The sequence below is a fragment of the Micromonospora sp. NPDC093243 genome (assembly GCF_044753725.1).
Lineage (GTDB): Bacteria > Actinomycetota > Actinomycetes > Mycobacteriales > Micromonosporaceae > Micromonospora.
Window position 1 is genome coordinate 536,149 of record NZ_JBIVNT010000004.1, and the last position, 19,138, is coordinate 555,286.

General features: G+C 73.5%; 19 protein-coding genes. 7 read left to right on the plus strand and 12 right to left on the minus strand.

Features of this window, described 5'->3' with window-relative positions:
* Nucleotides 1-7 precede the first annotated feature (7 nt).
* The 6 genes from glmM to ACIP9D_RS16235 form a co-directional block, all read right to left on the minus strand.
* The gene (gene glmM / locus ACIP9D_RS16210) at nt 8-1,366 is read right to left on the minus strand and encodes a phosphoglucosamine mutase (RefSeq protein ID WP_350871295.1); all 1,359 of its coding nucleotides are present in this window, start codon (nt 1,364-1,366) and stop codon (nt 8-10) included.
* A gap of 116 nt (nt 1,367-1,482) precedes the next feature.
* The gene (gene rpsI, locus ACIP9D_RS16215; protein ID WP_350871293.1) at nt 1,483-1,947 is read right to left on the minus strand and encodes a 30S ribosomal protein S9; all 465 of its coding nucleotides are present in this window, start codon (nt 1,945-1,947) and stop codon (nt 1,483-1,485) included.
* A 20-nt stretch (nt 1,948-1,967) separates the two neighbouring features.
* Nucleotides 1,968-2,411: a 50S ribosomal protein L13 gene (gene rplM / locus ACIP9D_RS16220; RefSeq protein WP_350871291.1), complete on the minus strand. Its 444-nt coding sequence runs from the start codon at nt 2,409-2,411 to the stop codon at nt 1,968-1,970.
* Nucleotides 2,412-2,623: 212 nt separating this feature from the next.
* A complete protein-coding gene (locus ACIP9D_RS16225; RefSeq protein WP_350871288.1) occupies nt 2,624-2,917 on the minus strand; it encodes a type II toxin-antitoxin system PemK/MazF family toxin in 294 nt (97 codons plus the stop codon).
* Nucleotides 2,907-3,164 carry a DUF6364 family protein gene (locus tag ACIP9D_RS16230; RefSeq protein WP_350871286.1) on the minus strand — a complete coding sequence of 86 codons (258 nt, stop codon included), beginning with the start codon at nt 3,162-3,164 and terminating at the stop codon, nt 2,907-2,909. Before ACIP9D_RS16230 ends, ACIP9D_RS16225 begins: the two co-directional genes overlap by 11 nt.
* Before the next feature lie 165 nt (nt 3,165-3,329).
* Complete coding sequence (locus ACIP9D_RS16235) at nt 3,330-4,025, minus strand: methyltransferase domain-containing protein (protein ID WP_350871283.1); 696 nt, start codon at nt 4,023-4,025, stop codon at nt 3,330-3,332.
* 147 nt (nt 4,026-4,172) lie between these two features.
* Between ACIP9D_RS16235 and ACIP9D_RS16240 the strand changes: the two genes are divergently transcribed.
* Together ACIP9D_RS16240 and ACIP9D_RS16245 are read left to right on the plus strand one after the other, a co-directional pair.
* Nucleotides 4,173-4,427, plus strand: a complete 255-nt coding sequence (locus ACIP9D_RS16240; protein ID WP_350871282.1) for a hypothetical protein — start codon at nt 4,173-4,175, stop codon at nt 4,425-4,427.
* Nucleotides 4,427-5,515, plus strand: a complete 1,089-nt coding sequence (locus ACIP9D_RS16245; RefSeq protein ID WP_350871280.1) for a uroporphyrinogen-III synthase — start codon at nt 4,427-4,429, stop codon at nt 5,513-5,515. The genes ACIP9D_RS16240 and ACIP9D_RS16245 overlap by 1 nt, the downstream gene beginning before the upstream one ends.
* 77 nt (nt 5,516-5,592) lie before the next feature.
* Here ACIP9D_RS16245 and ACIP9D_RS16250 read toward each other — a convergent pair whose 3' ends face one another.
* From ACIP9D_RS16250 to ACIP9D_RS16265, 4 genes are all read right to left on the minus strand, one after another.
* Nucleotides 5,593-6,216 (minus strand): ATP/GTP-binding protein, encoded by a 624-nt coding sequence (locus ACIP9D_RS16250; RefSeq protein WP_350871277.1) that lies wholly within the window; start codon nt 6,214-6,216, stop codon nt 5,593-5,595.
* The gene (locus ACIP9D_RS16255; protein WP_350871274.1) at nt 6,197-6,559 is read right to left on the minus strand and encodes a DUF742 domain-containing protein; all 363 of its coding nucleotides are present in this window, start codon (nt 6,557-6,559) and stop codon (nt 6,197-6,199) included. Before ACIP9D_RS16255 ends, ACIP9D_RS16250 begins: the two co-directional genes overlap by 20 nt.
* Before the next feature lie 86 nt (nt 6,560-6,645).
* Complete coding sequence (locus ACIP9D_RS16260; protein ID WP_007465177.1) at nt 6,646-7,053, minus strand: roadblock/LC7 domain-containing protein; 408 nt, start codon at nt 7,051-7,053, stop codon at nt 6,646-6,648.
* Nucleotides 7,050-10,175, minus strand: a complete 3,126-nt coding sequence (locus tag ACIP9D_RS16265; RefSeq protein ID WP_350871271.1) for a sensor histidine kinase — start codon at nt 10,173-10,175, stop codon at nt 7,050-7,052. Before ACIP9D_RS16265 ends, ACIP9D_RS16260 begins: the two co-directional genes overlap by 4 nt.
* A 446-nt stretch (nt 10,176-10,621) precedes the next feature.
* On the opposite strand from ACIP9D_RS16265, the gene ACIP9D_RS16270 reads away from it, so the two are divergent.
* On the plus strand, nt 10,622-11,800 hold the full coding sequence (locus ACIP9D_RS16270) for an ABC transporter substrate-binding protein (protein ID WP_350872115.1): 1,179 nt from the start codon (nt 10,622-10,624) through the stop codon (nt 11,798-11,800).
* Between the two features lie 57 nt (nt 11,801-11,857).
* On the opposite strand, the gene ACIP9D_RS16275 is transcribed toward ACIP9D_RS16270, so the two are convergent.
* Together ACIP9D_RS16275 and ACIP9D_RS16280 are read right to left on the minus strand one after the other, a co-directional pair.
* Entirely contained in the window at nt 11,858-12,709 is an 852-nt protein-coding gene (locus ACIP9D_RS16275; protein ID WP_350871268.1) for an ABC transporter permease, read from the minus strand.
* Nucleotides 12,710-12,806: 97 nt separating this feature from the next.
* Nucleotides 12,807-13,841, minus strand: a complete 1,035-nt coding sequence (locus ACIP9D_RS16280) for an ABC transporter substrate-binding protein (RefSeq protein WP_350871267.1) — start codon at nt 13,839-13,841, stop codon at nt 12,807-12,809.
* Nucleotides 13,842-14,108: 267 nt separating this feature from the next.
* On the opposite strand from ACIP9D_RS16280, the gene ACIP9D_RS16285 reads away from it, so the two are divergent.
* From ACIP9D_RS16285 to ACIP9D_RS16300, 4 genes are all read left to right on the plus strand, one after another.
* Nucleotides 14,109-14,894 (plus strand): ABC transporter ATP-binding protein, encoded by a 786-nt coding sequence (locus tag ACIP9D_RS16285; RefSeq protein ID WP_350871264.1) that lies wholly within the window; start codon nt 14,109-14,111, stop codon nt 14,892-14,894.
* A 2-nt stretch (nt 14,895-14,896) separates the two neighbouring features.
* On the plus strand, nt 14,897-15,847 hold the full coding sequence (locus ACIP9D_RS16290) for an LLM class F420-dependent oxidoreductase (RefSeq protein WP_350872114.1): 951 nt from the start codon (nt 14,897-14,899) through the stop codon (nt 15,845-15,847).
* Entirely contained in the window at nt 15,844-16,161 is a 318-nt protein-coding gene (locus tag ACIP9D_RS16295) for a cupin (RefSeq protein ID WP_350871262.1), read from the plus strand. Before ACIP9D_RS16290 ends, ACIP9D_RS16295 begins: the two co-directional genes overlap by 4 nt.
* A gap of 76 nt (nt 16,162-16,237) precedes the next feature.
* A complete protein-coding gene (locus ACIP9D_RS16300; RefSeq protein WP_350871260.1) occupies nt 16,238-19,009 on the plus strand; it encodes a hypothetical protein in 2,772 nt (923 codons plus the stop codon).
* Nucleotides 19,010-19,138: the final 129 nt, after the last annotated feature.

Consider the following 19,138-nt stretch of genomic DNA (forward strand, 5'->3'; position numbering starts at 1 on the left):
CGGGCGGTCAGGCGTTCGCGGGGCTGGCGGCGCGGACCTGGTCGGCGATCCGCTCGGCGACCGACCGGGCGGTCGCCTCGGTGGCGGCCTCGACCATCACCCGGACCAGCGGCTCGGTGCCCGACGGACGCAGCAGCACCCGACCGGTCCCGCCCAGCTCGGCCTCGGCCCGCTCGACCTCGGCCCGGACGGCCGGCGCGGCGGCACCGACGGTACGGTCGCCGACCGGAACGTTGATCAGCACCTGCGGGAGCTTGGTCACCACGGCGGCCAGCTCGGCCAGGGACCGGCCGGTCGCCGCCATCCGCGACATCAGGTGCAGCCCGGTCAGCACGCCGTCGCCGGTGGTGGCGTACGCCGGCATCACGATGTGCCCACTCTGCTCGCCGCCGAGCGCCAGCCCGGAGGCGCGCAGCTCCTCCAGCACGTACCGGTCGCCGACCTTCGTCTCGATCAGCCGGATGCCCTCGGCGGACATCGCCAGCCGCAGCCCGAGGTTGCTCATCACCGTGGCGACCAGGGTGTCGTCGGTGAGCGTGCCGGCCTCCCGCATGGCCAGCGCGAGGACCGCCATGACCTGGTCACCGTCGACCTCGTCACCGTCGGCGGTCACCGCCACGCACCGGTCGGCGTCGCCGTCGTGCGCGATGCCCAGGTGCGCGCCGTGCTCGACGACCGCGGCGCGCAGCGCGTCGATGTGGTTAGAGCCGCACTCGTCGTTGATGTTGAGCCCGTCCGGCTCGGCGTGGATGGCGATCACCTCGGCGCCGGCCTCCCGGTACGCCACCGGGGCGACCTCGGCCGCCGCGCCGTTCGCGCAGTCCACCACGACCTTGATCCCGTCGAGCCGGTGCGGCACGGTGCCGACCAGGTGCTGGACGTAGTGGTCGGCGCCGTCGAGCAGGTCGTGCACCCGGCCGACGCCCGCGCCGACCGGCCGGTCCCAGGCGGTGGTGGCGTTCGCCTCGACCGCTGCCTCGATCTTCATCTCGAGTTCGTCGGGGAGCTTGTGCCCGCCGGCGGCGAAGAGCTTGATCCCGTTGTCCGGCATCGGGTTGTGCGACGCGGAGAGCATCACACCGAGGTCGGCCTTGGCCTCCGCGGTGAGGTAGGCCACCGCCGGCGTGGGCAGCACGCCGACCCGGATCACCGTGGCGCCGGCGCTGGTCAGCCCGGCCACGACCGCGGCCTCCAGCATCTCGCCGCTGGCCCGGGTGTCCCGGCCGACCACCGCGAGCGGCGGATGACTCCGGTCCGTCTCGGCGAGCGTGTGCGCGGCGGCGACCGCCACCGCGAGCGCCAACTCGGGCGTGAGATCCACGTTCGCCCGCCCGCGGACGCCGTCCGTGCCGAACAACCGACCCATACCCGCCAACCTCCGATGAACCTGCCGATGAGAGGAGAAAGCGGAACGGCCGGCCCACCTCCCGACGAGGGGAGGCGGACCGGCCGTCCGTCAGACGTACAAGGCGCTGGTGAAGATCAGCGCTTCGAGTACTGGGGAGCCTTGCGGGCCTTCTTGAGGCCGTACTTCTTGCTCTCCTTGACCCGGGCGTCCCGGGTCAGGAAGCCGGCCTTCTTCAGGGCCGGGCGGTCGTCGGGCTCGTTGACGATCAGGGCCCGGGCGATGGCCAGGCGGAGCGCGCCGGCCTGACCGGTGATGCCACCACCGCGCAGGTTGGCGATGACGTCGAACGACTCCGGCTTCTCGGCGGTGACCAGCGGGTCCTTGATCAGCTGCTGGTGCACCTTGCTCGGGAAGTAGGCCTCGAGGTCCCGGCCGTTGCAGGTGATCTTGCCGCTGCCCGGCACGATGCGGACCCGGACGATGGCTTCCTTGCGGCGACCCACGGTCTGGATCGGCCGGTCACCACGAGGCGCGCGGGCGACGGGCGCCGGCGCCTCGGTGGCCTCGGGGGCAACCTCGGTGGCGGTGATGTCGGTCATGCTGCTTCCTTCGCCCGCGCTCACTGCGCGATCTGCTTGATCTCGAACGGCACCGGCTGCTGAGCGCCGTGCGGGTGCTCGGCACCGGCGTAGACCTTCAGCTTCTTGATGAGCTGACGGCCGAGCTTGTTGTGCGGGAGCATCCCCTTCACGGCCAGCTCGATGGCCCGCTCGGGACGCTTGGTGAGCAGCTCCTCGTAGCCGACCTGCTTCAGACCACCCGGGTAACCGGAGTGCCGGTAAGCAATCTTGGTCTGGCGCTTGTTGCCGGTCAGCGCAACCTTGCCCGCGTTCACGATGACGACGAAGTCGCCCGTGTCGACGTGCGGCGCGAAAGTCGGCTTGTGCTTACCACGCAGCAACGTGGCGGCGTGGGTGGCCAGGCGGCCCAGCACGACATCAGAGGCGTCGATGACGTGCCACTGACGCTCGATCTCACCCGGCTTCGGGCTGTACGTACGCACAGGTCTACCTTGTCTCGTCGTCGGTCTGGGGTCGCGCGCCGAGGTCACCAGGCGCGCACGAACGACCAAGCGTACCTGATGTGGCACGCCTCTGGATGTCGTACAACAGCAGGCAACGATACCCGGCGCCCGGTCGGCTGGTCAAAACGGGGTCCCGGCCCGCGCGGCGCACGCGGACCGCACCGGTGACCGGCCGGCGCCGTGGAGCTGGCTCAGAGCTGTTGCAGTATACGCAGCGCCCGGCCGACCCGGACCATGGTCTCGGTGTCGGCCACGTCCACGCACTCGGTGAACCACTTCTTCATCGGCGAGGAGACCCGGTCGGGCATCACCACGTACCCGCCCATCGGCACGGCGAGCGGCGAGTCGCGCAGCAGCGCCTGCTCGACCACCTCGGCGACGATCACGATGGGCACGTCGGTGGAGTTGTAGACGTCCGAGCTGATCACCAGACCGAGCCGCTCCCGGGCCCCCTCGATCCGCCAGACCTCACCTCTACGCAGCACTCGGGCGCCCGCCGAAGAGCAGGTCGTCGACCATGCCCACCTCGCGGGCGTCGGCGAGCGCGGCGGACTCGAGATCCAGGCCGGCGCGGCCGACGGCGGCGGCGTGCGCGGTGAAGACCTCGCGCAGCGCCTTCTCCCGGGCCGCCTGGTCCATCCACGCCGAGAGCGACAGCCCCTCGCGCTTGGCGAACCGCCGGGCCTCCTCGATCGTGTCGTCGGAGAACGAAAGTGTCACCTTGGCTGTCATGCCCGGAAGGCTACCCCCGGTATGACCAGCGGTCATCCCGCGCGTCATCCGCCCCCGCTCGAGGCTCGCCAGAACGCCCATCCGGGCGTATTCCTCGCCAACCGCCGTCCCGCTCACGCCACCCGGCCACCGAACAGACTCACGCCACCCGGCCACCGGACAGACTCACGCCACCCGGCCACCGAACACGGCGAACCGCCACTCCTTGAAGAAGCAGTCCACGTCGACCAGGCCCGCCTCGGTCAGCCACCCGCACTGGGCGGCGACCGGCGCCGGCCGGTCATACGCCATCCGGGCACCGGCGGCCGCGATCTCCTCGTCGTCCGAACCAAGCGCGGTGATCCGCTCCAGCCAGACCTCGTGGTAGCGCCGGTCCAGGGCGGGGGTCGGGCCGGCCACCTGCTCGGCGTTGACGAAGACGCCACCCGGCAGCAGAGCGGCCGGCAGCCGCCGGTAGAGCGCCCGCTTGCCGGCGTCGTCGAGGTGATGGATGGCCAGCGCGCTGACCACCGCGTCGTACCGGCCCGCCGGCAACGGGTCGGCCAGGTCGGCGGGGACCGTGCGGTGCGCCACACCTCGCGCGCGCAACTGGTCGGCGGCGACCGCCAGCATCGCCGGCGCGGCGTCGACCAGGGTCAGCCGCACTCCCGGCACGGCCGCGGCGAGCAACAGCGACAGCAGCCCGGTGCCGGCACCCAGATCCAGCACCTCGGGGGTGCGCCCGGCCGCCAGCGCGGCCCGCAGCGGGGGCGCGGCCACCTCGACCGCGGTGCCGTAGAAGGCGTCGAAGCAGGGCACCAGCCGGCGCCGCGCCTCGTCGTAGCTGCCGGCGACGGCGTCGAAGGCGTCCGCGACGGTCATGGCATCCTCCCAGAATGTAGGAAAATCCTCCCACATTCTAAACCAGACTGAGCGGCCCGGCGACATCGAGCGGTGTGAGGTCCTCTTGACAGGACGGAAACAGCGCAGACCCGGGCCGGAAACCGCCCGGCGGCACGCTTTGCCGACATGACAGACGGTGCACGGTCGACAACTCGACCGGGGTGCTCGCCCCGGACGGCCGGGCCGCACCGCCCGTTCCGTGCCCGCCAGCCCGGCCCGCTGCCGCTCGCGAGCGCCGGCTGCGCCACCGCGCTCCCCGGGCCGCAGGCGTATGCCCGGTGCTCCGCCCGCCGCCTCGACCTGCCCGGGCTCGCCGCGCCCCGGCACGAGTCGCGCCGCCGGGACCGGCAGACCCAGGCGCGGCAGCGACAGGAGGGGTGATGCGGGAGGAACTTGCCGGCTTCACCATCGGCGTGACCGCCGACCGTCGGCGCGACGAGCTGGCCGGGCTGCTCCAGAGCCGGGGCGCCCGGGTGGTGCTCGCCCCGGCGTTGCGGATCGTGCCGCTGGCCGACGACACCCAACTGCGCGAGGCGACCCGTGCCTGCCTGGACCGCCCGCCGGACATCCTCATGGCGAACACCGGCATCGGCATACGCGGCTGGCTGGAGGCGGCCGAGGGGTGGGGCCTGGCCGACCCGCTGCGCTCGGTGCTGGCCGAGGCGTACGTGGTGGCCCGTGGGCCGAAGGCGCGCGGGGCGATCCGGGCCGCCGGCCTGCTCGACCAGTGGTCCCCCGACTCGGAGAGCTGCCACGAGGTGGTCGACCACCTACGCCGGCGCGGGGTGGCCGGGCAGGTGGTCGCGGTGCAGTTGCACGGTGAGCGGCAGCCGGAGTGCACGCTGGCCCTGGAGGCGGCCGGCGCCACGGTGATCGAGGTGCCGGTCTACCGGTGGGCCCCGCCGGCCGACCCGGCGCCGCTGCACCGGCTGATCGACCTGATCGCCGGCCGGCTGGTGGACGCGGTCACCTTCACCTCGGCGCCCGCGGTGGAGGCGCTGCTTCGGGCCGCCGGAGACCGCATCGACGCGGTGCTCGACGCCTTCCGCACCCACGTGCTGGCCACCTCGGTCGGGCCGGTCACCGCGGAACCGCTGCTGCGCCGCGGAGTGCCGGTCAGCGCGCCGGACCGGGCCCGGTTGGGCTCGCTGGTCCGCACGATCGTCGAGGAGCTGCCCCGGCGGACGATCACCTGCAAGGCGGCCGGGCACCTGCTCACCCTGCGCGGGCACGCCGCGGTGATCGACGGCGAGCTGCGCCCGCTCGCACCGGCCCCGATGGCGGTGCTGCGGGCGCTGGCCCAGTCTCCCGGGCGGGTGCTGTCCCGGACCGCGTTGCTGCGGACGCTGCCGCGCGGCGCCGACGAGCACGCGGTGGAGATGGCGGTGGCCCGGCTCCGCGCCGGCCTGCGGGCTCCCCGCGTGGTGCAGACCGTCGTCAAGCGCGGCTACCGGCTGCGCGTCGACTGACCGCCGCACCCCGACCCCGGCGGCTCAGCCGACCGGGGCCCGGGTGACGGCACAGCCGACCCGGTTCGGCTGACGGCTCAGCCGACCGGCGCGGGGTAGCCCCGGCCGTGCTCGGCCTGCAGCCGCGCCATGGCGTGCTCGACGACGGTGACCAGCACCTGCTTGACCGGATCGCGCCGCCGGGCGTCGGTCATGACCAACGGCACCTGGGGCGAGATGGCCAGCGCCTCGCGGATCTCCTCGACCTCGTACTGCGGGGCGTCGTCGAACCGGTTCAGCGCGACCACGTACGGCAGGTTGCGGTTCTCGAAGTAGTCCAGCGGCGCGAAGGCGTCGGTGATCCGGCGGGTGTCCACCAGCACCGCGGCGCCCACCGCACCCCGGATGATCTCGTCCCACATGAACCAGAAGCGGGTCTGGCCCGGCGTGCCGAAGAGATAGAGGATCAGGTCGTCGGCCATGGTGATCCGGCCGAAGTCCATCGCGACGGTGGTCGTCTCCTTGCCGGGCACCTTGGACGGATCGTCGATCCCGACGCCGGCAGCGGTCATCACCGCCTCGGTGGTCAGCGGAGTGATCTCGGAGATCGAGCCGACCAGGGTCGTCTTGCCGACGCCGAATCCACCCGCGATCACGATCTTCGCGGATACGATGCCGCGGCTCTGGCGCCCCCCGGCGGGGTCATAGCCTGCGAAGTCCACTTAGCACCCTTCCAAGCAGTTCCATCCGCTCCTCGAACCCTTCGGCGGGAGCAGCAGTGTGTAACGTCAGCAGGCCCTCGGTCACCAGGTCGGCGACCAGCACCCGGGCGACGCCGAGCGGCATCCGGGTGTACGCGGCAATCTCCGCCAACGACTGCGCCCGGCCCTCGCAGACGGTGGCGATGCGGTACTTGTCGTGCCCGGCGAAGCGGGACTCGGCGACCTGGGTGGGGGTGGCCATCAGAACCGCCTCCAAGGCGATGTCCTGCCGTGGTTCGGTACGGCCGCGGGTGACCGCGTACGGACGTACCAGCGCGCCACGTGGGTCACGCCGCTGGTCCATCCGCGATCACCTCCTCTCCGCCCCGGAGCCGCCCGGCCCCGGTCTCCCCGTCCCTGATCGATGCGCGGCCGACGCGCTCCGCGGCGCTACGAGCGCACCGCGTCCCGGGGCAGCGGCACCAGCGCGGCGCCGACCCGTTCGACCAGCAGCGCCATCTCGTAACCCACCTGCCCCACGTCGCAGCTGCGCGCGGCGAGCACCGCCATCGACGAGCCGTCGCTGATCGACATCAGGAAGAGGTAACCGCTGTCCATCTCGATGACGGTCTGCAGCACACCACCGGCGCTGAACATCCGGGCGGCACCCTCGGTCAGGCTCACCACGCCCGAGGTGATCGCGGCGAGCTGGTCCGCCCGGTCCCCCGGCAGATCCCGGGAGGAGGCGAGCAGCAGCCCGTCCGCGGACACCGCCACCACGTGGGCGATGCCCGCCACGCTGTCGGCGAAGTTGGTGAGCAGCCAACCCATGTCCTGCATGGCCGCTGGCCTGTTCATCGGTTCTCCTTGGTCGAGGTGCGGGTCTGGTCCGTTCCGGCCGTCCGGCCGCGCTGAACGCCGCGGTGGTAGGCCGACAACAGACCACGTACTTCATCCGGGGTGCGCCGGCTGCGCTCCCGGCCGCCGCGCGGCTCGATGCCGCCCGGCACGAGCTGCGCCTGCGGAACCCGCTTCGGCAGCCCGGAGCGGGTGGTGCCGGCGGCGGCGGGCTCGGCCGCCCGGCTGGCGCGTGACCAGCCCTCGTCGGCCGCGGTCCGCCAAGCGTCCGGATCGGTGCCGGACGCGGACGCCGGCGCCGCGGTGGGCGTGCTCGCCGGCGGAGTGTACGACGGTGGCGGCTCGTTCGCCGGTGCGGTGCCGCTGCCGGCCGGCGTCCGGGTGGGCAGCGGAGTGCTGGCCTTGGCCGCGGCCCGGCCGGCGCTCGGAGCGGCCGGCGAGGTGGCGGCAGATGCCGGAGAGGCCGACGCGGGGGCAGCCGGTGCGGGCGCAGCCGGTGACTCACTGCCCGACGCGCCGCCACCGGGCTCGTCGAAGCGGGGCCGGGCGAAGATGGCGGTGGCGTCGTCGCCGTGCGACCGGAACCAGACCGCCTCCATCTCCCGGAAGATCGGGGCCTCGCCCACCGGTTCGGGGCGGGCCTTGATCGGCGCCGCCACGGCCGGCGGCGCCGGCGGCATCGCGGGCGGGGCCGGCGGCATCACCGGCGGGGCCGGTGGCATCGCGGGCGGAGCGGGTGGAGCCGGCGGCATGGACGACGTGGCGGCGGGCGCGAGCGGCGGCGCGGGCGGCTCGGCTGCCGACCCGCGCCGCGGCAGCGGCGGCCGGGAGGGGGTCGGAGGATCGTTGAAGCCGTTGCCCGTCCCGAATCCCGGGCGGGCCGACGGCACGGCCGGCGGGACCGAGGGCGCCGGCACGGTCGGGTAGGCGTCGGTGAGGCCGCCGGCCGACACCGGCGAGGCGCTCTCCCGGGCGTCGACCGGGGCCTGCCACGGCGCCGGCGCCGGCGCGCTGGTGCGCCACTGGTCGGTCAGCGTCGCGGCCGACGTCAGGCCGGTACGCGGTTCGGCGACGGCGACCGGGGCGTGCGGCGCCTGCTCGACCGCCATCGGCTGGCGCGGCCGGGTGAGCACCTGTTCGCGACCCCGGTGCGACGGCAGCACCACGGTCGCGGCGGGCAGCGTCACCTGGGCGACGGTGCCACCCTCGACGTTGCGGCGCAGCTCGACCCGGATGCCGTAGCGGGACGCGAGCCGGCTGACCACCGCGAGACCCATCAGCCGGAACGCCGCGACGTCCACGCTCGGCGGGGCGGCCAACCGGCGGTTCAGCGAGTCCATCTGCTCGTCGCTGAGGCCGAGCCCACGGTCCTCGATCTGGATCAGCACGTAGTCGCGGATCCGGCGGCCGTCGGCCACCACCGTGGTGTTCGGCGGCGAGAAGCGGGTGGCGTTGTCGAGCAGCTCCGCGACGAGCCGGACCACGTCGTTGACCGCGTTCGCGGCGACGGAGATGTCGGTGTCCACGGTGCCGAACTCGATGCGGTTGTAGAGCTCCACCTCGGACTGCGCGGCCCGCAGCACGTCGACCAGCAGCGCGTCGTCACGGCGCGGCACGGCCGAGTCGGCGCCGGCCAGGACCAGCAGGTTCTCGTCGTTGCGACGCATCCGGGTGGCCAGGTGGTCGAGCTCGAAGAGCTGGGCCAGCCGCTTCGGGTCCTCCTCGCTGCGCTCGATCGCGTCCAGCTCGCCGATCATTCGGTCGACCAGGGTCTGACTACGCCGGGCCAGGTTGAGGAACATCGCCGAGACGCTGGTCCGCAGGGCGGCCTGCTCGGCGGCGACCCGGACGGCCTCCCGGTGCACGACGTTGAAGGCCAGCGCGACCTGGCCGACCTCGTCCCGGCTCTGCAGGTTGATCGGGTCGCGGACCTGCCGGACGATCTCGTCCACCCCGCCCTCGCCGACGCTGCCCATGTTCTGCAGCCGCTGCACCGCGTCGGGCAGGTCGTGGTTGGCCACCGATAGGGCGCCCTCGCGGAGCCGGCGCAGCGAGTGGTTGAGCGACCGCGCCAGCACCACCGCGAGCGACACCGCGATGAGCAGGGTCAGCAACACCAGCACCGACTCGACGACGGCCTGCCGGATGACGTCCGACCGGGTCTGGTCGGTCTGGGCGAAGAGCTGGTCCTGCAGCTGGATCTCGGCCCAGCGCATCAGGTCGTTGACCGCGCCGATGGCGGCGGTGGCGTCTCGCGCGGTGACCAGCGGACGCTGCCCGACCGAGCGGGTGATGTCCGACGCCACCCGGTCGGCGAGACCGACCGCGTCGCCGGAGACGGTGCTGTTGACCAGGGCGCGCTGCGCCGGGCCGGCGGCCAGCGAGAAGGCGAGCAGCGCCTCCTGCTGGCTGGTCTGGGTGGCGACGAACGAGGAGAACTGCTCCTCGTCGAGCTGACCGGCGCTGAGCGCGGTGAAGGCGACCGCCTCCTCCTCGGCCACCGCGGACTTCGCCCGGGCGAACGCGGCGACCGCCCGCCGGCTGTCCGCCAGGCTCTCGCCGCCGGGCAGCTGGGCGAGGCCGTCGCCGTAGGAGACCAGGTCGGCGAGGATGACGCCGTAACGCAGCACCGCCTCGGCCACGGCCATCTGCCGGCGGTCGAGCACCTCCTGCCGGGTGCCGGTCAGCGTCTCCAGGTGGTCGTCGATGGCGGCCAACCGCTCCCCGACCGCGGCCGGCACGTCGCTGATGCGGTCCCGCTCCTCGCGGTACGCGGCGATCCGCTGGTCGCTCTGGCGCACCCGCAGGTTGTACGCGTCCGCGGGCTGCTGCGGCACGGCCAGGTAGGCCGCGGCGGCCATCCGCTCGGCGTGCAGGTCCTGGGTGAGCGCGGAGACGTCGATGGAGAGCGCGGTCAGCGACCGGGCCTGGCTCGCCTCGTAGGCGCCCTCGCCGACCGAGATGAGGCGGACGGTGGCCAGCGCGATCACCGCGGCGACCGGCACCACCAGGATCAGCGCGAGCTTCGAGCGGATCCGGGCGTCCCGCAGGCGTGGCATTCGACGACGGGTCGGCCGATTGTCCGCACGTTTCGCGGGCAGGGTCGTCGGTCCGGTGCTCACGACATCGCCTCCGTCGTTTCTTCCACGCCTGACCCGTCGAAAAGTGCCGGGCCCGGTGGGCGGCGGCACACGCGGCACGGCCGCGATTTCATCAGAGAAGGATCTGTTTGGGAAGCCGCAGCGGGGCAGGAAACGGTCGGACGGCACGCATCCCGTGTTCCGGTCAACTGATACCTTCATTTCCGCAAGCCCGTGAACAGGGCATGTGACTCCAGAGTGGTCACTCGTGTATCGAAAGTGACCGTTTGCAAACATTGTGTGACCCCACCATGTGGGATGCCCGTCCCGAAACGGCCCACCGAGCCCGCGCTTGACCGCAGCGCCCGCCGTTGGCAAGGTTTTGCAGGCTTCGCGCACACCGTACGGCAGACTCTTCCCGTCCCTCCACGGAGGACGGATTAGCGGCGGTGACCGGGCAGCGCCCGCGCCCGCACCTGGAGGACGACTTGACCCCCATCCGCTCCGCGACCATCGCGGCGCTCGCATCCGTCGTGCTGGCCGGCACCCTCACCGGCTGCCAGTTCGGCGCGGAGGACGAGGCGGCGAGTCCGATCGTGATCGCCGCGGACCTCGAACTCTCCGGCGCCGCCGCCCCGGTCGGGAAGGCTTACCAGCGCGCCCTGGAACTGAAGGTCGAACAACTGAACTCCTCCGGCGCGTTGAACGGCCGGCGGATCGAACTGAAGGTGAAGGACAACCGTTCCGACGCCAGCGAATCACTACGCAACATCGGTGACTTCAGCAACGATTCCCGGGTCAGCGCCATCATCATGGGTGGCTGCAACGAATGCGCGATCGGCGCGGTGCGGACCATCAACGAGAAGAAGATCCCGACCATCGCGCTCGCCGGGTCCGGCGCGATAGCCAACCCGGTGGCGGATCGGCGGTACGTGTTCAAGCTCGGCCCGAACGCGGCCGACAGCGCCGCCGCCCTCACCACCGAACTGCGCCGCAAGGGTGTCCGGAACGTCGGGCTGCTGCACAGCGACGACGACTACGGCCGCGAGGGGCTGACCGCGCTCGACCGGGAGCTGGGCAAGGTCGGCATCAAGCTGCGCCAGGCGGCCGTACGGATCACCGACACCGAGATCAGCCAGCCGATCCGGACGCTCACCGCCCGCAAGCCCGACGCCCTGGTCGTCTGGACCCCGCCGGAGCAGGCCGCCCTGGCCGCCACCGGCGCGCAGCAGGCCGGCTTCAGCGGCTCGCTCTACTTCGACGCGGGCGCCGCCGGCGACCTCTTCCTCGGCTCGGCGGCCCGGGCCACCGAGCGCGCGACGCTGGTCTTCACCCAGACCATGGTGATCGACGACGTCATCGCCACCACGCCGGCCAAGGCGGCCCGCCGGCAGTGGTTCCAGGACTACACGGCTCGCTTCGGCGGCTACAACGGCGCCTCGTCGTTCGCCGCCGACGCGGTGCAGCTGATCGCCGACGCCGAGCTGCGCACCGGCAGCCCGGCCGACCGGGTCGACCGGGACGGCATCCGCGACGTGCTCGAAACCTCGCAGCTGGACGGCCTCTCCGGGCCGATCCGGATGACCCCGGACAACCACTCCGGCCTGATGCCGCAGGCGCTCACCACCCTGGTGGCGCGCAACGGGCGCTGGCGACTGGCGGGCTGAACGCGAAGGGCCGGCCTCCCGGATCAGGGGGCCGGCCCGCGCGTCGCGGCGACTGGGCTACCGGCTGCTGGTGGTCTCGCGGACCCACGGCAGCGCGAGGCGCTCGACCACCACGAGGGCGGTGTAGAGCAGGATGCTGACCAGCGCGACCAGCATGATCGCCGCCCAGGCGGTGGCGGTGTCGCCGATTCCCGCGTACTGCTGGATGACGTAGCCGAGACCGCCCTCACCGGCCTGGAACTCGCCGATCACCGCGCCGATCGCGGCCAGTGGCATGGCCACCTTGAGCCCGACGAAGATCTGCGGCAGCGCGGCCGGGAAGCGCACCTTGCGGAACGCCTGCCAGCGCGACGCGTTCCAGGATCGGACCAGCTCGGCGAGGTCGGCCGGGGTGGTGGTCAGCCCGGTCGCGGTGGAGAGCACGATCGGGAAGAAGCAGAGCAGGAAGACCATGGTGAGGATCGGCCGCTGACCCCAGCCGAGCGCCACCACGAGCAGCGGGCCCAGCGTGATCTTCGGTACCGCGTTCACCGCGACGAGCAGCGGGGTGAACATCCGCTCCACCGTCCGGGACGAGGCCAGTGTCAGCCCGATCAGGACGCCGGCCGCCGCGGAGAGCGCGAAGCCGATCAGGATCTCCAGCGTGGTGTCGCCGGTGTGCTCCAGCATCCGGGCCGGCTTGTCGACGAACGCGGTCAGCACGTCCGCCGGCGGCGGCAGCGCCGCCGGGTGCACCAGCTCCAACCGGGCGACCAGCCACCACACCGCGAGGGCGACCAGCAGACCGACCGTGGGCAGGGCGACGCCCGCGCCGGCGCGTACCCCGGCACCCCGGCGCGCGCCCGCCGCGGGCCCGGCGGTTGCCGGGGCGGCTTCGGCCACCGGCTCCGCCGACCGGACCTCGGTCATGGTGTCCTCCTTCGGTTCCGCCGGCCCACGGGCCGGCACGGAGCCGGGGCACGCCCCGCCGACGCCCGGCGGGACGCGCCCCGGATGACCGCGACGATCAGGCCTTCGGCGCGAGGCTGAAGTCGATGATCTGGTCGGGGGTGATGTTCTGCTTCAGGGCGCCGGCGCCCTGGAGGATGGCAATGCTCTTGGCCACCCGGCCACTGTCCAGGGTGCCCAGGACGGTGCCGGAGTTGCTCGACCGGACGTAGCCGGCCATCAGCTGCAGCTCGGCGGCGGCCGCGGTGGTGTTGGTGGCGTCCACGTGCTTCTTCAGGATCTCCGCCGCCTCCTGCGGGTTGGCCAGGCTGTACTCCAGGCCCTTCATCAGCGCGGCGGTGAACTTCTTGACCATCTCCGGCTTCTCCTTGGCGTTCTTCGCCGAGGTGATCAGCACGTTGCCGTAGAGGTCCTGCATCACGTTGCTGTACGGCAGCATGACGGCCTTCTTGCCCTTGGCCACCGACTCGATGGTCGGCTGGCCGACGACGAACTGCCCGATGCCGTCCACCTGGCCGGTGGCGAGCGTGCCGATCAGCGTCTGCGCCTCACCGTTGACCCAGGTCACCTTGCTCGCGTCCACGCCGGCCATCCGGGCGTACGTCGGGAAGAGGTTGCGGACCACCGAGCCGGGGGTGTCGGCGAGCTTCTTGCCCTCCAGGTCCTTCGGGGAGGCGATGCCCTTGCCGTCGAGGGTGGCGATGCCGGCCATGGTGCGCTGCTGGATCGCGGCCACCGCGATGAAGTCCTTGGCCTGGCCGTTACCGAGCTGGAGCAGCCCACCGGTCAGGTCGATCGGGCCGAAGTCGGCCTGGCCACCGACGACGGTCTGGATCACGCCGCCGGTGCCCTGACCGGCCTTGATCTCGACGTCGAAGCCCGCGTCCTTGAAGAAGCCCTTGTCCTTCGCCACCCAGGCGTAGGAGTCACGGCCGAACTGGCCGAAGGAGGTGAGGTAGGTCACCTTCTCCAGCGCTCCACCGTTCCCACCGGCAGCGTCGTCGGACGAGTCCGAGTCGCCGCTGCAGCCGGCGGCGAACGCGAGGGCGGTGGCCAGCGCGGCGGCGGCGACCGTACGGGTCAGCCTTCTCATCAGTGCACCATGTCCTTTCCGACCGGGGCCGACAGGCCGCCGGAGGGGTTGTCGCGGGGCGCCGGCGGAAGGGGGGCAGGCCGGCACGACCGTCGTGAGGGGACTCTTCGCGGGCACAGCGTACGAGAACCCCACCTTTGCGACGCCAGGCATGCCGGGTTGCGGAACGGAAACAAACTGACGTCCACCCCGGACGGTGCGATAGAGACACGAGCCGGATAACCTTCTCCGGATTCCTGACCGACCAATCAGGGGAGGCCGCCGGAGATGATCCGACTGTCCGGTGTGTCCCGTACCTTCGAAGGCCGGTCCGGCCGGGTCGAGGCGCTGCGGGGCATCGACCTCGACGTCGCCGAGAGCGAGTTCGTGGCCGTTCTCGGCCGCTCCGGCTGCGGCAAGTCCACCCTGCTCCGGCTCGTCGCGGGACTGCTACCGGTGACTGCCGGCGAGATCACCGTCGCCGGCACCCCGGTCGCCAAGCCCCGCCGGGACATCGCGATGCTGTTCCAGCGGCCGGCCCTGCTGCCGTGGCGCAGCGTTCTCGACAACGTGCTGTTGCCGGTCGAGATCTTCGGCTGGAGCCGGGCGAAGCACAAAGAGCGCGCCCGGCAACTGCTCGACCTGGCCGGGCTGGCCGGCTTCGAGAAGCGCCTGCCGCACGAGCTCTCCGGCGGCATGCAGCAGCGGGTCGCGCTGTGCCGGTCGCTGATCGGCGAGCCGCGCGTGATGCTGATGGACGAGCCGTTCTCCGCGCTGGACGCGCTCACCCGCGAGGAGCTCGCCGGTGAACTCCAGCGGGTGCACATGGAGAACGGCGCTACCGTCGTCTTCGTCACCCACTCGATCGACGAGGCGGTGCTGCTCGCCGACCGCGTCGTCGTGCTCAGTCCCCGACCCGGCCGGATCCGCAAGGTCGTCGAGGTGGACATCCCCCGGCCGCGCACCCTCGGCCGCAACGCGCACCTCGCCGATGTCGCCCGGGTCAGCGCCGACCTGCACGAGCTGCTGATGGAACGCGACCAGCCGGCGAGCACCGGCGCGGAGGGACGATGACCATGCGGGTGTCGGTCTTCACCGAGCCGCACCGGGGCGCCAGCTACGACGACCAGCTCCGCTTCGCCCGGCTGGTCGAGGCGGCCGGTTTCGAAGGCTTCCTCCGCGCCGACCACTACCAGTCGATGGGCGCCGACCCGGGGCTGCCCGGGCCGACCGACGCCTGGCTGACCCTGGCCGCGCTGGCCCGGGAGACCACCCGGATCCGGCTCGGCACGCTGGTCACCTCGGCCACCTTCCGGCTGCCCGGCCCACTCGCGGTGATGGTCGCCCAGGTCGACCAGATGAGCGGTGGCCGGATAGAGCTTGGCATCGGCGCCGGCTGGTTCGAGCGTGAACACCGCTCCTACGGCATCCCGTTCCCCCCGGTCGGCGAGCGCTTCGACCGGCTGGCCGAACAGCTCGAAGTCATCAGCGGGCTGTGGCGGACCCCGGTCGGCGGCTCCTACACCTTCATCGGCGACCACTACCGCCTGGTGGACGCCCCGGCGCTACCCAAGCCGATGCAGGTGCCCGGCCCACCGATCATCGTGGGTGGCCGCGGCCCGAAGCGGACCCCGGACCTGGCGGCCCGCTACGCCGACGAGTTCAACATGCCGTTCAAGTCCGTGGACGAGACCGCCGAGGCGTACGAGCGGGTGCGGGATGCCAGCGATCGGGTCGGCCGGGCCGAATCCGGGCGGGCCCCGCTGGTGCTCTCCGCCGGGATCGTGGTCGCGATCGGCCGGACCGACGCCGAGGCCGAGCGACGAGCCGCACCGCTGCACGTCGCCAGCGCGCTCCCGCCGGAGTCCCCGGTGATCGGCTCGCCCGCCGAACTGGTCGAGCGGATCGGCGAGTTCGCCGCGATCGGCGCCACCCGGGTGCACCTGCGCCTGATCGACCTCGCCGACCTGGACCACCTGGAACTCATCGGCAGCGAGGTGCTTCCGCAGTTGGACGGAGACCAATGACCGACGTGACGAACGTGACCGACGGACTCGAGCTCGGGCCGGTGGGCCAGGAGATCGTGTACGAGAACGACCGGGTCCGGGTCTGGCACATCCGGCTGGAGCCGGGCGAGCGCCAGCCCCTGCACCGGCACGATCACCCCTACCTGGTGGTGGCGATCGAGGGCGCCAAGAACGTGGTGCAGACGGTCGACGGCACCCGGATCGACGCGGACGAGCCGACCGGCGGAGTGGTCTACCGCGACCCGGGCGCGGTGCACATGCTGACCAATGTCGGGGATACGACGTACCTGGCCCGGCTGGTCGAACTCAAGTAGACCGACCGGTCAGGCGGGCGGTCGCGCGCGGCGCGCCGGTGGCGGTCCGGTGTACCGGGTGCGTAACGTGCCCGATATGGCCTATCGGACCTGGGGCAGACTGCTGCTCACCGCGCTCGGAGTGAGCGTGCTGGCCGGGGCCGGCCAGCTGGGCATCGCGTACGGCTTCGGCATCGTGCGGCTCACCGGCGGGTTCACCGGCGCGACCGTCAACCAGTGGCCGGCCCAGCTCGTCTGGGTGGGCTGGTTCGCGGCTAACGCCGCCGTGGCCGGCGCGGTGCTCACCGAGCGCCTCGCCCGCCGGGACGCGCTACCCGTCAGCACCGGCCGGCAATTGGCCGTCGGCGCGGCTGCCGCGCTCGGCGCCACCGCCATCGCCCCACTCTGCATGCAACCCGCGCGGGCCGCGGAGCTGGTCTCCGTCGACCCGGTCTTCGCGGTCGGCATCTGCGCCGTCCTCGGCGCGGTCGTCGGCGCCGGCGCGGCGATCGCGGTCCTGCTCAATCCGCCGCTGGGCTGGAACGCGGCGGCGGTCGCCGGCGCGATCTGGCTGTTCGCGCTGGTCTCCGCCCTGCCGTCGCTCGGCGTCGACGGCCCGCTGCGCGCCGTCCGGCTCGGCGTGCTCGAGCCGACCTGGCTGGCCACGGACTCGGCCCAGCGCCTGTCGCTGATCCTGCTGCCCCTCGTGGCGCTGCTCGCCGGCGCGGCGACCGCCGGGCTGGCCCGCTGGCGGGGCCAGGTACCGCTGATCAGCGCCGCGACCGGGGTGGCCGGTCCGGTGCTGGTGGCGTTCGCCTACCTGACCGCCGGTCCCGGAGATCCGGTGAACCGGTACCAGACCACGCCCTACTACGGCGCGCTGATCGCGGTGGCCGCCGGGGCGCTCGGCGCGACCGCGGCCGCCCTGCTGCGCTGGCCGGCACGCGCCCGGGCAACCGGTGCGCACGCCATCGAGCCGAGCGACATCCTCCGCCCGCTGCCCGCCGGGCCGGCGCTGCCGACCGCCGAGTCGACCGTCGCCGACCATCCGGCCGGCGAGCAGGCGGAGCCGGCCGGCGCGGACCTGGCCGGCCGGTCCGGCGGTACGGTCCCCGCCACCGGCGGCACCCCGAGCGGCGGGGACGCCTCGCCGCGGAGCACCCCCGCACACTGGGACTGGCCGGCGGCCGATCGGCCCGCGCCGACCTGGTCGGGGGCGGACCCCGAGGACGCTCGGCCCGGCGCCGACCTGCCCACGTCACGGCTGACGGTCGAGTCGACGCTGGGTCGACCCGTCACGCCGACGACGGAGCCCGCCGCCGGGCCCACCGTGGCCGAGGCCGGGCGGACCGCCGAGCCCACCAGGGCCGAGACCGGCCCGACCGCCGAGCCCACCGTGGCCGAGACCGGCCGGACCACCGAGCCCACCGTGGCCGAGGCCGCCCCGACCGCCGAGCCCACCGTGGCCGAGGCCACCCCGACCGCCGGTCCCATCGGACAGGTCCGGCCCGACGGCGCCACCCGGACGACCGTGGCCGACACCGACCGGACCGGTGAGGAGGCCGTCGACGCCGCCGGATCCATCGCCGGCGAACCCCACCGCGCCGCGGCGGCCGGCCAACCGGTCGAGGGCGGCGTCGCGTCGGGGCACGGGACGAGCGCGGCTTCGGTACCCGGCCCGGCCACCTCGGCCGACGCACCGAAACCGCCGAAGGCGCGGCGCGGCACCGCACGTCCCACCGGTGACCCGGTCACCACGTCATCGACGACCGCCACCGGGGCGGACCAGGGCACCGGCGACGCCCCGGCCGCGCCGGACCGGACGGTCGGCGACCCGACCGGAGCCGGCCGACCGGCCACCGGCGACCCGGCAGCCACCGTGGACCCGGCAGCCGCCGCTGCCGGCACGACGGCGGCACCGGCGCCGAAGCCCCGACGGACCCGCAAGCCCCGCTCCACCTCGACCGGTAAGTCCGGCGCGGTGGCGAAGCCGGTCAGCGGGAGCACCCCGCCGGACGCCGCCGTCCCACCGGCCGACGCGCCGGACACCGCCGGGACGCCTGCCGTGGACGAGCCGACCGGCGCCCCGGCGGTCCCGCCCCAGCCGACCGCCACGGCGGGCCAGCGTGACGAGGTGAACGGCGGCCCCGCCCGCCACGACGAGCCGAGCCCCGCTCCGACGTTCCGCGCGGAGCCCACTGGCGCTCCGGCGTCCCCGGTGGAGCCGGCGTCGAGCGCACCGGCCGGCCCGCGGGCGAGCGGCGACCCGGCCGGCACGTCCGAGAGCGAGCGGCCGAGCCCGCTCCCGCCGGCGTGGCAGGTCGCACCGGCCTGGCCGGTCCCGCCGCGATCCGCTCCGCCGAGCGCCGACCCCGCGGCACCGCCGGCTCGGGAGGAGCCCGCCGCGCCGGCCGCCCGAGCCCGGCACCGGGCCCCGCTGCCGGACCTCAACCGGGCCGCGGACTGGGAGGCCCTCGCCACCGCGCGCCGCGCCGGCCCGCAGTCGACCGGCCCGCAGTCGACCGGCTCGCGGTCGGGCGGCGCTTCGGACACCGCGCCGAGCGGGCCGTCGACCGGCCCCGAAACGGCCGAGGCCGAGCTGGCGGGTGAGCCGGCCGAGGGCACGACCACCGAGCCGACCGCGGCGGACCAGGCCGCCGGCCGGGGCCGGGGCCGGCTCGGGCTGTTCCGGCGCGGCCGCTCCCGCACCGACGCCGAAATCGCCACCGAGTCGGAACCGCTACCGGAGCAGGACGAGGAGTTCGTCGACTGGGTCGCCGGGCTGAGCAAGCCGGTGGCGGACAACGAACCCGAGCAGGAGAGCGGGCGACGGTCGCTGCGCTCCAGCGGCCGGCACCACCGGGACTGAACCGGACCGCCCGGGTGCCGCCGCGGCGACACCCGGGCGGGGATGCCCGGACTAGGTTCTGCCATCCACACAGCCTGAACGTCGACACGCCGCCCGGCCGACAAGCCGAACAGCGTGTCAACCAACACC